The organism is Iningainema tapete BLCC-T55 (genome assembly GCF_014698965.1).
In the GTDB taxonomy this organism is placed as follows: Bacteria; Cyanobacteriota; Cyanobacteriia; order Cyanobacteriales; family Nostocaceae; genus Iningainema; species Iningainema tapete.
In genome coordinates this window covers 231,869-246,344 of sequence record NZ_JACXAE010000013.1, presented here as the reverse complement: position 1 = coordinate 246,344, position 14,476 = coordinate 231,869, and the positions used below count along the sequence as shown (strand labels likewise).

The window sequence follows — 14,476 nt, the reverse complement described above, 5'->3', positions numbered from 1 at the left end:
TGGATCGAATACATTTGGCTTATATTTGCTTAAGCACAGAAGATGTTACCATCTCTCGTACCTTAGCAGCGGAACCTTGTTGCAGCGCTGATGTAGCGAACGCTTGAGCTTGAGCCATTGTCAACTGTGCGACGCGAGACTTAAATGCAGGAATAGCTTGGGGATTAAGACTAACTTCATCCAGTCCTAAACCTAGTAAAATTGGTACAGCGTCACGATCAGCAGCTAGTTCACCACATAACCCAACCCATATCCCAGCTTGATGAGCAGCTTGAACAGTTTGCTCAATCATCCGCAACACTGCTGGGTGCAATGCATCAGCTAAAGAAGCCACCCTTGGGTTTGTGCGATCGCACGCCATTACATACTGGCACAGATCGTTTGTACCTATACTAAAAAAGTTAACTTCTGTTGCTAACTGTTCAGCTATCGCCACAGCCGATGGTACTTCTACCATAATACCAACGGACATTGCTTCATCAAATGGAATACCTGCTTGGCGTAATTCACCCTGTACTTCAGCTAAAATTGCCTTAGCTGTTTGTACTTCTTCCACAGTAGCAATCATGGGAAACATCACCTTAATCTGGTGTCCAAAACTAGCTCGGCAAATTGCCCGTAACTGAGTTTTGAAAATATCTGGACGAGCTAGACACATACGAATTCCCCGCCAACCCAAAAATGGGTTAGTTTCCGACTGCATATCCAGGTAAGGAAGAGGCTTGTCGCCACCAACATCCAAAGTGCGAATAATCAACGGACGAGTTTCCAAAACCGAGGCAATTTCTTGATAAATTGCCAATTGTTCTTCTTCAGAAGGTGCATTTGCTTGCTGTAGATAAAGGAATTCTGTACGGAAAAGTCCTACACCTTCTGCACCATTGTTTAAAGCCACCTTAACGTCTAATATACTGCCAATATTAGCAAATACATTGATTTGTCTACCATCACTGGTAATTGCTGGCTCATGTACTGCTGCAAACGTTTGCTGTTGCTTAACTTGCCTTGCTTCTCGCTTAGCTTCGAGTGCAGCTAAAACATCTGGTTGTGGCTCTATCCATACTTCACCCGTTTCACCATCAAGCGCTACAAGAGTACCATTTGCTAACTGTAATATCCCAGTTGGTAAGCCAACAACTTCTGGTATACCTAAAGAACGGGCAATAATAACACTGTGAGAAGTGACACTGCCAGAAGTAGTACAAATACCGAGTACTTTTGTTGGATCTAGCATAGCAGTGTTAGAAGGAGTTAGGTCAGATGCAACTAAAATCACTGGTTCACTAAAGTTCATTTGCACAGAGGCATTACTAACTAACAGTCGCAGCACTCTTTGCCCCACGTCAACTACATCAGCAACACGCTCTTGCAGGTATGAGTCTTCCAAGCTGCGGTAGTTATTTGCCAGCTCATCAATCACCTCTTGCCAAGCACCTTCCGCATTCAACTGCCGTTCTAAAATGCGCCTCTGCACCGCCTCCATCAGCACTGGATCTTCTAAAAATAGCAGATGAGCATCAAAAATTGCTGCTTCTGCGTCACCAATTTGAGTAGAAGATTGTGAGAGTAAAGCTTGAGTTTCCTGTTGAGCGGCTTGTATAGCATTTAGTAATCTTTGTAACTGTGGTTCAATATTATTTACGTGATATTGCTGAATAGGTATGGGCGAGGAGTGATACTGGAAAATAGGTGCGATCGCCACCCCGAGACATGCTGGAATTCCTTGTAAATGATCAACTGAGGAACACAAGTGCGGGAATGTATTCTTCTCCTGTGCTCCCCCACTCACAGGCTCCCCCACTTCCCTACTTCCCCACTCCCCTACTTCCCCATCTTCGCCAAAATTGTTTTCAAATAATGCTTGTAAAGCAGCTAATGCCTCATCTGCATCAGAGCCAGTAGCAGTAATAGCAAGTTGGTGTCCTTGACGCACACCCAAGGTTGTTACCTGGTTAATACTATCACCACGAACTGTTCCAGTACCTTTAGTTAAATTGCGTACTTTAATTTGGGATTGAAACCGGGCTGCTGTGGCTACAAACTGAGCAGATGGACGAGCGTGTAGTCCTAGCCGATTACTGACGAAAAGACGAATTTCTTTTGTCGTCTGTGTTTTTTGTCCTTCACCAATCACAAATGACGGATCACCAATAACTATACCTAATTGGGTAGCTTTTGCTACTAACGCTCCTCTTGCTTCAGCTATCACCTGCTCAATATTACTGCCAGATGCGGCGGCAACTGTGGCTGCCATAGTACCTTCTACTAGAGGTGCTTCACACAAATGCACTTTGTCTCGCTGTTCTTGTGCGAGAAATTCTAGCGCCATTTCTGCACTCAGCAAAGCGCTACCAAGATCCATTAAGACGAGAACACCATCATCGCTGTAAACGGAGGCGATCGCCTGATAAACTTGCATAGCATCAGTACCCAGGGGATTGTCTGGATCATCAATTCCAGCTGCAACGGCTAAGGAGACTTTACCCTGAACCATTTGCACTGCAAGTTCCCGCACTCCTTGGGCTAATTGAAAGCTGTGAGAGACAATGACAATTCCAACCACGGCACACCGTCCACTTTGTTAAGAAGCTTCTACTCACTCACTTACTTTATGCTGTGATTTGCTCCTCAATTACTTGGGAGTTTATAGTTAATTGAGAAGCAAGTTATTCTTGTAGCGCTTCGCCTTGAGGCTCATCAGAGGTAGCATCTGTTTCAGGTTCTACGACTTTAGGTTGAGACTTAACAGGTTTTGGTCCACGCGCTAGGGCAGGATTCACCTGTTGCCTGGATTCGTCCACAACTGCGGCTTTTTTGCCTCTACCCGATGAGTTGTCATCACGTTTTTTGATGATTTTTGGGGTGGATTCAACAGGAGGCGTCGAATCGACGTTTTCGGGATTATTGTCAGTAGCAATTTTTGCCTGACGATCAGATTTCTTGATTGGGCGTTCTACCATTGTTAAGGTCCATTAATTTATTTATATGGTAAACCGCTTTGGTGCTGACCCTACTATAGAGTCAGCATTTTTTAGGGCAGTTCAGTCCACATAATTGAATTTATAGCACAAGCCTTAACCAGAAAGGCTTGCGACAAGCGCTAAGGGTACTGTACCTCAATTTTAGGTTGCAGTAAGCAGCTGTATATAATATAGTCCAGAAAAAATTTACTTGTGGAAAAAAAGCCAGTAAAAATACAACCAGGCAAAAATACCTGGAAATCATCCGGAATGGTGTAACCGGATTTTGAAGTAAAAAGTGTTCCTAAAGACAAAGGAACAAACAAAAATTGCATAAGTCAGTAAGAATCAACCGTATATATAAAGTGAAAGTTCAACCTCAAACATTACAGGAGAGCGATTATGACTTCCTTTACTCAAATCCAGCGACAAAACGATATCCTGCAACCAATCCGCCAGTGGATGGAATCTATGGAAATCCATAACGCCAAACTAGCTCATTTCTTGTGCAAGCTCATTCCAGCCCAATGTCCTTTTGAGCGTGATATTGTAGTCTTTGGTCGCAAGCTATTTCACATTCCGCCAATGTGTAAGCTCAATCCTCTCTACGAAGAAGTAGTGAGTCTGCGTTTCAAAGCTTTATGTTATCTTGCTGATCAATGCGGTGAAGATGTCACTGTCTATTGCTAAGAACAGGCAGCCATAGGTAATCGCACGCTTACCGTAGTTCCTTCCGTTTGATTTGATCGAATCAACAATTCTCCATCATGAGCCTCAACAATACGTTTCACAATGGCTAATCCCAGCCCAGTTCCAGAGGATTTTGTAGAATAGAAAGGCTGAGTTAGCTTAGGTATCATTGCTAGAGGAATTGGTTCACCGCCATTGTGAATATCAAGGCATACTTGATTGAGATTAACGTCCCTACAAAGTTGCAACTTAACTGGATCTAATTCTGGACTTGCTTCACAAGCATTGCGCACCAGATTAATCAATACTTGTTTCAATTTATCTTTGTCGCCTAGTACTCTAACCGCAGTTATTACTGGATAGAAAATAATCTGGTGTCCTACTGCTTCTGGCATATATTGTAATGATGGCAGTATTTCGGTAATTAATTCGTTAAAATCTATCAACTCTTGCTGTAATGACTGCGGTTTGGCATAAAGCAATATTTCTTTTAACAATCTTTCTAATCGTTTAGCTTCGTCTATTGCCAAAGATAACCGTTCTTGTGCTGAAGCAGGTAAATCAAGTTTTTGAAAAAAGTTCAACCCCATTTTCATAGTTGTCAAAGGGTTGCGTATTTCGTGGATAATACCAGCAGCAAATTCACCAATTGCTGCTAAACGTTCTTGTTCCACAAGTTTAGCTTGTGCTGCCCGCAATTCTTCTGTTCTTCGCGCTACCTCTGCTTCTAATGTTTGATTAAATTTTAGTTGTTGCTGGTAAAGAAAATAATTATCAATAGCTGTGGCTGCACGTTCAGCAAATAACTCAGCAATGTTAACTTCTTCAAGACTAAACTGACGCGGTTGTTTGTGAAACGAACAAATTGTCCCTACCACTTCTCCCTCAGGAGTGCGTAAAGGTACACCCAAGTAAGCTTCATATCCTTGTGGCGGCTTGTCATAGTCATTACAGGTTTTGATATCTGGTACGACAAGACTTCTTCCAGTCTCCACTACCGTGCCAGTTAAAGTACCATGTAATAAGTAAGCTTGCTCCCCGCCATCACCCAAGTCTATACTACTAGCTAGTACCCTCTCATAACCGTTCTGGCATAAAGTGACGACTGACCAATCTAGCCCTAGTAATTGAGACACTCCCAAGGTTATTTCTTGTAAATAACCTCTGAGTTCGCCTCTACGGTAACTTAGAGAAGATAAAACTTCTAGCGCTTGTCTTTCTCTGTGCCAATCCCCTGATTTAAAGGACATATGATTCTCCTTACTGATAAAAAATTTCTAATTGTACCGCAGAAGCTATAATTACTTGTATGGTCGAATTAACATACAAAAAGTAGTAACAATTCTTATCAGTATTTTATAAGCATTATTTGTATAATATAAGCACAAAAATATCTACAGAAAAAATAAGTTATTGTAAACAAACATGACTTAAATGACATCGCACATTTTACTAGTAGAAGATGAAGTCAAACTAGCTCGCTTTGTAGAATTGGAGCTAAGTTATGAAGGGTATAAAGTTAGTGTGGCAAACGATGGATTATCCGGACTAACCGCAGCACGGGAGTCTCATCCTGATTTATTAATTGTAGACTGGATGTTGCCCGGTTTATCAGGGTTGGAAATTTGCCGTCGCTTGCGCAGTACTGGCGATCAAGTGCCTATTATACTTTTAACCGCGAAAGATGAAGTGAGCGATCGCGTAGCCGGATTAGACGCAGGAGCAGATGATTACGTAGTCAAACCCTTCAGCATTGAAGAATTACTAGCAAGAATCCGCGCCCACTTACGCCGAAACCAAGAACCCGACACAGATAGCTTACAATTTGAAGACCTAAATTTAAATCGGCGCACGCGGGAAGTATTTCGAGGTGGGCGCTTAATAGAGTTAACCGCCAAAGAATTTGATTTACTAGAATACCTACTCAACCATCCACGACAAGTAATTACACGCGATCGCATCTTAGAACAAGTTTGGGGCTACGACTTCATGGGCGACTCCAACATCATCGAAGTTTACATCCGCTACCTGCGCCTCAAACTCGAAGCCAACAACGAAAAGCGCCTCATCCAAACAGTACGCGGTGTCGGCTACGTGCTGCGGGAATAAATTCAGTAACGCACCTTAAATCTCACGCAAGACGCAAAATAATTATCGTGCAATATACCATAGGAGGTGCGTTACACTTCGTTAAAGCACCCTACACTTAAAACGGTAGACAACCAAACAGGAGTGCAATGACTTACCTCGAAACAGCAGCGCAATTTTACAGCGAAGTCGCCCAAACACCAGAAGTTGGACTTTGTTGCGTGCAAAGCGCACCCCTGCAATTCCCTGGATTGAAAATTCCTCTCCAAATGCAGGAAATGAACTACGGTTGCGGCACTACCGTTCACCCGAATGAACTCGTCAACCAACCCACTGTACTGTACGTTGGTGTAGGTGGTGGCTTAGAAGCCTTGCAATTTGCTTACTTTTCCCGTCGCCCTGGTGCTGTAATTGCCGTCGATCCCGTCGCCAAGATGCGCGAAGCAGCTGCACGTAACCTAGAAATTGCGGCTCGTGAAAATTCTTGGTTTGACACCAGCTTTGTGGAAATTAGAGAAGGTGACGCTTTCAACTTACCAATTGCTGACGCTTCTGTTGATATTGTCGCACAGAATTGCCTGTTCAACATATTTGAACCAGAGGATTTAACTCGCGCCTTAAAAGAAGCCTATCGAGTATTAAAACCAGGTGGACGTTTGCAGATGAGCGATCCAATTGCTACTCGTCCTATTCCCCAACATCTACAACAAGATGAGCGACTACGTGCCATGTGTTTATCTGGCGCTCTCACCTATGAGGAGTATATTCAACGTATCATCAATGCTGGCTTTGGGCAAGTAGAAATTCGCGCTCGTCGCCCCTACCGATTGCTAGATGCTCATACCTACAAATTAGAAACACATCTACTTTTAGAAAGTCTAGATTCTGTAGCTTTCAAAGTTCCCATTCCAGAAGATGGTGCTTGTGTTTTTACTGGAAAGACAGCAATTTATGCAGGTGCTGAACCATATTTTGATGATAACGCAGGTCACATTCTTCAACAGGGTATACCAGCAGCAGTATGTGATAAAACTGCTAATAAATTAGCGACTTTCTCGCCAGATAAAATTATCGTGACAGATTCAACATGGCACTATGATGGCGGTGGTTGTTGTTAATTTTTACTCGTTTAGCACAGAAATATTATTTATGAATGAACCGCATAGCCTGGGGTTTAAACCCCTCTTAAACGCAGAGGAAATGAGAGCGGAGAGTTCGTAGGTTGGGCTTACACACACGGTAAGCCCAACCATTCATCCGGTTTACTGGCAAGTTGGGTTGAGTAACGAACACCCAACTTTCATGCTTTATAGAACATTTAAAATAAGTTATGATTCAAACAGCGACAATACCTTTTCAACAAAAACTCAATTCACCTTTAACTAAAAAGGGAATTAGTGTATTGCAAATTAATCTGGGTAAACGCTGCAACCTTGCTTGCACTCATTGCCATGTAGAAGCAGGACCAAAACGTACAGAAGAACTTTCTTTTGAAATTTGCCAACAGTTGATAGAATTAATCTACAGATTCCCTCAAATTCAAATTGTAGATTTGACTGGTGGCGCACCAGAAATGAATTATGGATTTAAGGCTTTGGTAGAGGCGGCAAGAGCTACTGGTAAACAGGTAATTGTCCGTTCTAATTTGACAATTTATTTTGTAGATGGGTTTGGTGATTTACCAGAATATTTTGCTCAACACAAAGTTAGGGTTGTTGCCTCTTTGCCTTGCTACTTGGCAGATAATGTGGATAAAATGCGGGGTACTGGTGTCTTTGACGATTCCATTAAGGCGTTGCAACTGCTCAATCAACAAGGTTACGGAAAAGAACCAGATTTAATTGTCGATTTAGTGTATAATCCGCAACTACCTCAAAGTGAAAAATTTTCTTTAACACCAGAACAAAGCAAACTAGAACGAGATTACAAAGTGTTTTTGCAAGAAAATTTTGGTATTGTTTTTAACAACTTATTCACCATCACTAACATACCAGTTGGTAGAACTAAAATGTACTTGGAGCGAAAGAAACTGTACGCTCCTTATTTACAGTTTTTAGAGTCGCATTTCAATTCCGGTACAGTTGAAAATTTGATGTGTCGCGATGAGCTTTCGATTGATTACTTGGGTAATGTGTATGATTGCGACTTTAACCAAATGATGAATTTACCCGCAAAAACTCGCGACGGGCAAAACCTTACAGTAGCTAAGTTGCTAGAAGCTGGTAGTTTAGATTTGATTGATGAGGTACAAACTGCAGCTTATTGTTATGGTTGTACTGCTGGTTGTGGTTCGAGTTGTGGGGGCGCTTTGGTGTAAACAGCGGTAGAATGCATTTGTGTAGCGTTTTGGTAAAGCTGTTACAGAAATTGTTACGAGCGCCTTACTAATAATGAGATGAGTTTATGATGTAAGTAAGTTAAGTCTCCTCACACTATTTTAAAAACCGTGGTAGCTCAGCAGAGTCCACGGTTTTTATTTTCTATTAATAGAAACATAGTACAATACGATTACCAGCCTTCTACCTGTGGTGTCGAGCAGTACCCGACACTTGCGTAAATTCAAAAGTAAGTATAGACGAGATGCCCAATCAAGCGAACAAACTCTTTCGTGAAGAAGCGCTAGAACAACTGTCCTCACCAGAACAGCTAGATAGACTGGTGCAGCTAACAAGCCGCCAAGCTTGGATGCCCTTGGTTTCTATGGGCTTGTTAGTAGTTGTGGCTGCCATCTGGAGTGTAGTTGGGCGAATTCCACTTACTGTCACAGGTTCTGGCGTATTAATCCGACCTCGTCATGTGGTACAATTCCAATCTGTTGGTGGTGGTCAATTGTTGACCTTGAATATCAAGCCAGGAGATGTAGTTAGTCAAGGTCAAGTACTCGCTACAATCGACCAATCTAAAATCAGGCAACAATTGCAACAACAGAACGCAAAATTAATCCAGTTGCAAGAGCAAAACCAAAATACTGATAGATTGCAAAAGCAGCAAATAGTACTGCAAGAAAGAGCGCTTTCTCAGCAGCAAAAAGATTTTGAAGAAACCCTACGTCGAGAGTCAGTAGCACCAGTACTGCACGCGGAAAGACTTAAGGCGTTAGAGCAAAAACGCCAAAGTCTTGAGCAAAGCCTGTTCAGAGAAAAAGTAGTACCTACTTTGTATAACCAAACTCTCACCGCGCTAGCAGAAAAACGTAAAAGTCTTGAACAACGTTCAGCACAAATTACCTCATTGCAGCAAACTTTGCAACAACGAGTAGAAACTCGTCGCGATTTGTTAAACCAAAAGGTTATTAGCCAAGATGTGTTACTGCAATCCCAGCAGGAATTATTGAACGCGCAGACGCAAGTGTCAGATATTCAAACACAACTCAAAGATTTAGATGTGCAAAAAACATCTAGCGATCGCGAATATCTACAAAACCTCAATAGACTTGATGATATTAAGAACAATATTCAAGACATTAAAGTTCAAAAAACCAATGCAGAACGAGACTACTTACAAAATCTAAATAAACTAGATGAAATCAAAACCAAAATTAAAGATATTGAAGCGCAAAAAACCAAACTTATTCAACAAGATTTAGAAAGATCAATCAACAAATTAAATCAAATTCAGGAAGTTAAACGCCAGATTGCCCAGTTAAAACTGCAATTATCTCAATCGAGCCAAATTATCAGCAAATTTGATGGTCGTATTTTAGAAGTTGGTGTCCTTCCCGGTCAAGTTATTAGTGCTGGCACTCGGATTGGGACTATCGAAACTGAAGATCGTAATACCAAACTAGAAAGTCTTGTTTACTTTGCTGACGCAGATGGCAAGCAAATTAAACCAGGCATGATTGTACAGGTTACACCCAGCGTTGTCAAGCGCGATCGCTTCGGTGGAATTGTTGGAGTGGTAACAAAAGTTTCTCCCTTCCCTGTGACAACTCAAGACATCACAGCACAAGTAGGCAACGAAGACGTAGCTCGTAGCCTTGCCAATAGTAGCGCAACTCGCGTGCAAGTTTTTGTCGAACTACAAAAAGACTCAAACACTGTCAGTGGTTATAAATGGTCTTCTTCTAATGGACCTGCGCTAAACATCTCATCTGGTACGACTGCGCAAGTCCGGGTCAAAGTAGGAGAAGTTGCTCCTATCTCTTATATTATTCCAATATTTCGCTCTTGGACAGGTGTATATTGATATAAAATATGCTCACCTTCATTAAAAATATTCTACAGCGATCGCAAACTAGTCGCGTCCGTACCCCCACGCTGCTGCAAATCGAAGCAACCGAATGCGGCGCTGCTGCTTTGGGAATTATTCTCGGTTATTACAGTCGCATTGTCCCCTTAGCAGAATTACGGCGTGAATGTGGTGTCTCACGAGATGGTAGCAGCGCCTTTAATATCATCAAAGCAGCTCGCAACTATGGCTTAAATGCCAAAGGTTTCAAACCGTCTCTGGAAAACCTCAAAATCCTTCCTCCCCCCTACATTGTCTTTTGGAAGTTCAACCACTTTCTTGTGGTGGAAGGGTTTGCCAAAAACCAAGTCTACCTCAACGATCCTGCCACAGGACGTCGGACAGTTTCCCTAGAAGAGTTTAACCGCGCCTACACTGGAGTCGTTCTGGCTATGCAGCCAGGAGCGGAATTTCAAAAAAAAGGTAAAAAAAATAACATTGTTTCTGCCTTAGCCTCACGCTTGCAACACTCGCAAAGCACCATTTTATTCTGTCTCCTAGCAGGACTGTTACTGACTTTTCCCAGGTTAGCGGTGCCAGCTTTTACTCAGGTGTTTGTTGATGAAATTCTCGTCACTGAGCGTTCTGACTGGATACGTCCCTTGGTATTAGGAATGGTTCTTACCGCTGTAGCTAGGAGCTTCCTTGCGTGGCTGCGGCTCACCTACTTGCGGAAGCTGATGCTGAAGTTGTCGGTGACAATGTCGGCGCAGTTTCTTTGGCACATTCTTCGCTTACCAGTTGATTTTTATGCTCAACGCTTTGCAGGTGAAATTAGCAGCCGGGTGCAACTGAATAACAAAGTTGCTAATCTACTTTCAGGTACGCTAGCCACCACGGTTATTGACGCGGTGATGATGGTGTTTTACTTTCTGATTATGCTCCAGTACGATTGGGTGCTGACAAGTGTTGCTCTCAGTTTTGCTGGTATAAATTTTTTCGCTCTACAGTTTTTAGCGCGAACAAGAGTGGATGCCAACATGAAGTTGGCACAGGAATATGGTAAGGTCAATGGAGTGACGATCGCGGGTATTCAAACAATCGAAACAATCAAAGCCAACGGGCTTGAGTCTGACTCATTTGCTAAATTTGCCGGAAACTATGCTCAAGCCCTCAACGCATACCGGGAATTAGCTCTACAAACTCAAATTCTGGCAGTATTACCCACATTTTTGACGAACCTCACAACCACCTCTATTTTATTTCTCGGCGGTTATCGGGTAATGAACGGTAACTTGAGTATTGGGATGTTGGTTGCTTACCAAAGTTTGACGGCTAGCTTCCTTGAGCCAATCAACAGTTTGATTAATTTTGGCAGTTTGTTGCAAGATTTAGAAGCTGACTTGAATCGCCTTGATGATGTCCTGCAAAACTCCGTCGATGTAGAAGCTCAGAGGAGCATGGGGAGCAGGGGAGCAGGGGGAGTAGGGGGAGCTCTTGAGAATTACCAATTACCAATATCCTTTCGGTTACAGGGCTATGTTGAGTTACGAAATATCACCTTTGGCTATAGCCGAGTGGACAACCCTTTAATTGAGAACTTTAGCTTAATTTTGCAGCCGGGACAACGAGTGGCGATCATTGGGGGGAGTGGTTCTGGTAAGTCTACAATAGCCAAGCTAGTTTGCGGTTTATATGAACCTTGGGCAGGAGAAATTTGCTTTGATGGCGTACCTAGAACTCAGATTCATCGTTCTATACTGGCGAACTCTGTGGCAATGGTAGAACAGGATATTTTTCTGTTTGCTGGGACAGTGAGAGAAAATCTTACCCTCTGGGATTCGACAGTACCACAAACTGACTTAGTGCGGGCTTGCTCTGATGCAGCCATTCACGATTTAATTGTCTCTTTGCCTGGGGGATATGATGCCAAGTTGATTGAAGGAGGAATGAACTTAAGTGGTGGGCAGCGCCAGCGTTTAGAAATTGCCCGCGCTTTGGTTAGAAATCCGGCAGTGTTGGTAATGGATGAAGCGACTTCTGCACTGGATGCTCAAACAGAATTGATGATTGATCGGAATTTGCGGCGACGCGGTTGCTCTTGTATTGTCATCGCTCACCGACTCAGTACAATTCGCGATTGTGATGAAATTATCGTGCTGGAGCAAGGTAAAGTCGTGCAAAGAGGTACTCATGAACAGTTGTGGCACTCAGGGGGAAATTATGTTAGATTGCTGCGCTCTGAAGAATGATTTTATATTTGCCTAAGTAAGTAGGTAAAATTAAATATAAAATACACTAGCATAACACAATCAGCGCTCTTTCTAGCTAGTATTGAATAAAGTTCAATATATTAAGGAAATACTGATAGTGTATGACACTTGAAATTGAAATAACTCCGGAACTCGAACAGCAGTTACAGCAGGCTGCAGAGAAAGCAGGTGTTACGCCAGATGCTTATATCGTTCGCCTTTTGCAGCAAAACCTCAAACCAACTCACTCCCTGCCAGAAAACGAGGTAGAATTGCTTCAAAGAATTGATCGCAGCCTGTCTCACATTGAGTGGCAACGCTATAGTGATTTACTCTCAAAACGAGACGCCCAGACATTGACCCCAACTGAACATAACGAATTAATAGCTGTATCCGAGCAAATTGAACTTGCTAATGCTCACCGCATAGAAGCATTGGGGGAGCTATCTCGAATTCGCAACACAAGCATCAACGACCTGATCGCAGAACTGGGTTTGGGACAAATAGTCTATGCCTGAAGCCCGTGTCACACTCAAACAGCGAGCAGCTGTAGCCGAACGGGCACGCCACTGTTGTGAGTATTGTCGCTCTCAAGAGCGATACTCTCCCGATTCATTCAGTGTTGAACACATCATACCATTAGCTAAAGAAGGAATAAGTAATCTAGATAATCTTGCTTTTTCTTGTCAGGGTTGCAACAACCGAAAGTACATCAGTGTTGAAGCACTTGATCCAGTAACGCAAGTAAAAGTTTCTCTCTACCATCCACGCCAAGAACTATGGATTGCTCATTTTGCTTGGAATAAAGATTGTAGTTTAGTGATTGGACTAACACCTACCGGACGTGCAACAATCCAGAAATTACAACTTAACCGCATGGGTTTAGTCAACCTTCGGCGGGTTCTGTTTGAATTTGGCGAACACCCACCTAATTTCTAATTTCAGAGCGACTGACGCTCGATACGATAGTGACTAGTAGTATTACTGAGGATGGGCAGGGGATCTCCGTCTCGAAGCAAGTCAATCTCTACTAAATGAGTTAAACTGTCTAACACCTGCTGCCGTTTAGATTCGTACTTTTGCCGCCCATACCCCCTTTTGTTGGCTGGGGAGAGAATTTCAATTGCTGTCACTACTTCCTTTGTCGCTGCATCTTTCACCTCAATATAAGATTGTCGTACTCCTTCAAGTAGGGGAATGCCAACTTTAATCGGCAGTTGCAGATCTGAGGTAGTGACAGTAGTAGTGACTGGTTCGCATGTTCGACGCTGCTGAACGGTTAAGTCAGGTATGCCTATGGCGCTCGCCAAATCGCTGCTCACTTTATACACCCACTTATCCGTTACCACCCGATATTTTTGCAGCAGTTTGGGAACCAAGTCAAGAGCTAGCGCCGCAATTAGGTGATTGTGGAAGTCCGACCAGTAATCTGACTGTTCGAGATAGGGATTCATGCCGGTCCAGGGGTTAGGCATATCTAAACGCGACAGGTATAGAGAGCAAATAGTTAGGTCGTATTGTCTTTCTTTGAAGCTTCTTTTTATGTTAACAACATCCCCACTGCATTGCCATCGGCGTGGCAATAACAATCCCTGTGTTTGTTTAATCACAAGCCTTTAAGGGTCATTCGCTAGATTTGCACGGGGTAAGTTAAGCTCTCACAACCAAAAATTTGAAAATTTCCTCCTCCTATGGATAGTTTTTATCTCAGTATTACTTAGTTATTATATTTTTTGTCAGCGGTGGATTTACTTAAGTGTATGAAGTCGTTATACCTAAGCCAAACCAACATCAAGCGTTGTTATAAGGGTTGTAAACAACGCACAATTCAATTCTGTTGATGTTTATTAATGTGAATGATCGTGGAATTAATAGTAGCAGTAAAAGTAGCAATAGAACATCAACATAGCTGATAAAGGTTTTGGTCGGGACAAAATACTGAACCACGTAATTTTGAGGCAAAATTAGTTCGCTTCATATTATTTAGTTTTGCTATTTGCAATTCAATCATTATTACTGAATCACTGATTAAGTTATTCATTAAGCCCCTAGCTTGAATAGGGGCTTATCTATTTGTTGACAGTGAATAATCACTTTAGAAATTACGCATTAAGTACTACCTCAAGTTTATCCCTTTTCTCCTATAACCTTTCCCCTAGCTTATTTTGAACATTCAATAAAAGTAGGAAAAGTAGGTAAATTTAGTCCTATAAATAATAAAAAGTAGGAAAAGTAGGAAAAGTATGTTCAGGCAATTTACCAGACAAAATCCAGATTAATAAGTAGATCTTTACTTATAGAAAAAATAAATTTAGT

At 42.3% G+C, this 14,476-nt stretch carries 12 protein-coding genes; 8 read left to right on the top strand and 4 right to left on the bottom strand.

The window, feature by feature from the left end:
- Positions 1 to 19 precede the first annotated feature (19 nt).
- Positions 20 to 2,563, bottom strand: coding sequence for a phosphoenolpyruvate--protein phosphotransferase (gene ptsP, locus ICL16_RS03825; RefSeq protein ID WP_190825559.1), 2,544 nt, complete (start codon positions 2,561 to 2,563; stop codon positions 20 to 22).
- A gap of 103 nt (positions 2,564 to 2,666) precedes the next feature.
- Complete coding sequence (locus tag ICL16_RS03820; RefSeq protein ID WP_190825558.1) at positions 2,667 to 2,960, bottom strand: hypothetical protein; 294 nt, start codon at positions 2,958 to 2,960, stop codon at positions 2,667 to 2,669.
- Positions 2,961 to 3,362: 402 nt separating this feature from the next.
- On the opposite strand from ICL16_RS03820, the gene ICL16_RS03815 reads away from it, so the two are divergent.
- The gene (locus tag ICL16_RS03815) at positions 3,363 to 3,650 is read left to right on the top strand and encodes a Mo-dependent nitrogenase C-terminal domain-containing protein (protein ID WP_190825557.1); all 288 of its coding nucleotides are present in this window, start codon (positions 3,363 to 3,365) and stop codon (positions 3,648 to 3,650) included.
- Here the strand turns inward: ICL16_RS03815 and ICL16_RS03810 are convergent.
- Complete coding sequence (locus ICL16_RS03810) at positions 3,647 to 4,900, bottom strand: GAF domain-containing sensor histidine kinase (RefSeq protein ID WP_190825556.1); 1,254 nt, start codon at positions 4,898 to 4,900, stop codon at positions 3,647 to 3,649. The two genes, ICL16_RS03815 and ICL16_RS03810, sit on opposite strands and share 4 nt — an antisense overlap.
- Before the next feature lie 184 nt (positions 4,901 to 5,084).
- On the opposite strand from ICL16_RS03810, the gene ICL16_RS03805 reads away from it, so the two are divergent.
- From ICL16_RS03805 to ICL16_RS03775, 7 genes are all read left to right on the top strand, one after another.
- Positions 5,085 to 5,759: a response regulator transcription factor gene (locus ICL16_RS03805; RefSeq protein ID WP_190825555.1), complete on the top strand. Its 675-nt coding sequence runs from the start codon at positions 5,085 to 5,087 to the stop codon at positions 5,757 to 5,759.
- Between the two features lie 128 nt (positions 5,760 to 5,887).
- Complete coding sequence (arsM, locus tag ICL16_RS03800) at positions 5,888 to 6,856, top strand: arsenosugar biosynthesis arsenite methyltransferase ArsM (protein ID WP_190825554.1); 969 nt, start codon at positions 5,888 to 5,890, stop codon at positions 6,854 to 6,856.
- 212 nt (positions 6,857 to 7,068) lie between these two features.
- The gene (gene arsS / locus ICL16_RS03795; RefSeq protein ID WP_190825553.1) at positions 7,069 to 8,055 is read left to right on the top strand and encodes an arsenosugar biosynthesis radical SAM (seleno)protein ArsS; all 987 of its coding nucleotides are present in this window, start codon (positions 7,069 to 7,071) and stop codon (positions 8,053 to 8,055) included.
- A gap of 263 nt (positions 8,056 to 8,318) precedes the next feature.
- Positions 8,319 to 9,926: an NHLP bacteriocin system secretion protein gene (locus ICL16_RS03790; RefSeq protein WP_190825552.1), complete on the top strand. Its 1,608-nt coding sequence runs from the start codon at positions 8,319 to 8,321 to the stop codon at positions 9,924 to 9,926.
- 8 nt (positions 9,927 to 9,934) lie between these two features.
- Positions 9,935 to 12,160: an NHLP family bacteriocin export ABC transporter peptidase/permease/ATPase subunit gene (locus tag ICL16_RS03785; protein WP_190825551.1), complete on the top strand. Its 2,226-nt coding sequence runs from the start codon at positions 9,935 to 9,937 to the stop codon at positions 12,158 to 12,160.
- Positions 12,161 to 12,282: 122 nt separating this feature from the next.
- A complete protein-coding gene (locus tag ICL16_RS03780) occupies positions 12,283 to 12,678 on the top strand; it encodes a hypothetical protein (protein ID WP_190825550.1) in 396 nt (131 codons plus the stop codon).
- Positions 12,671 to 13,099, top strand: a complete 429-nt coding sequence (locus tag ICL16_RS03775) for an HNH endonuclease (RefSeq protein WP_190825549.1) — start codon at positions 12,671 to 12,673, stop codon at positions 13,097 to 13,099. Before ICL16_RS03780 ends, ICL16_RS03775 begins: the two co-directional genes overlap by 8 nt.
- 2 nt (positions 13,100 to 13,101) lie before the next feature.
- On the opposite strand, the gene ICL16_RS03770 is transcribed toward ICL16_RS03775, so the two are convergent.
- Positions 13,102 to 13,770: a DUF4058 family protein gene (locus ICL16_RS03770; RefSeq protein ID WP_337906898.1), complete on the bottom strand. Its 669-nt coding sequence runs from the start codon at positions 13,768 to 13,770 to the stop codon at positions 13,102 to 13,104.
- Positions 13,771 to 14,476: the final 706 nt, after the last annotated feature.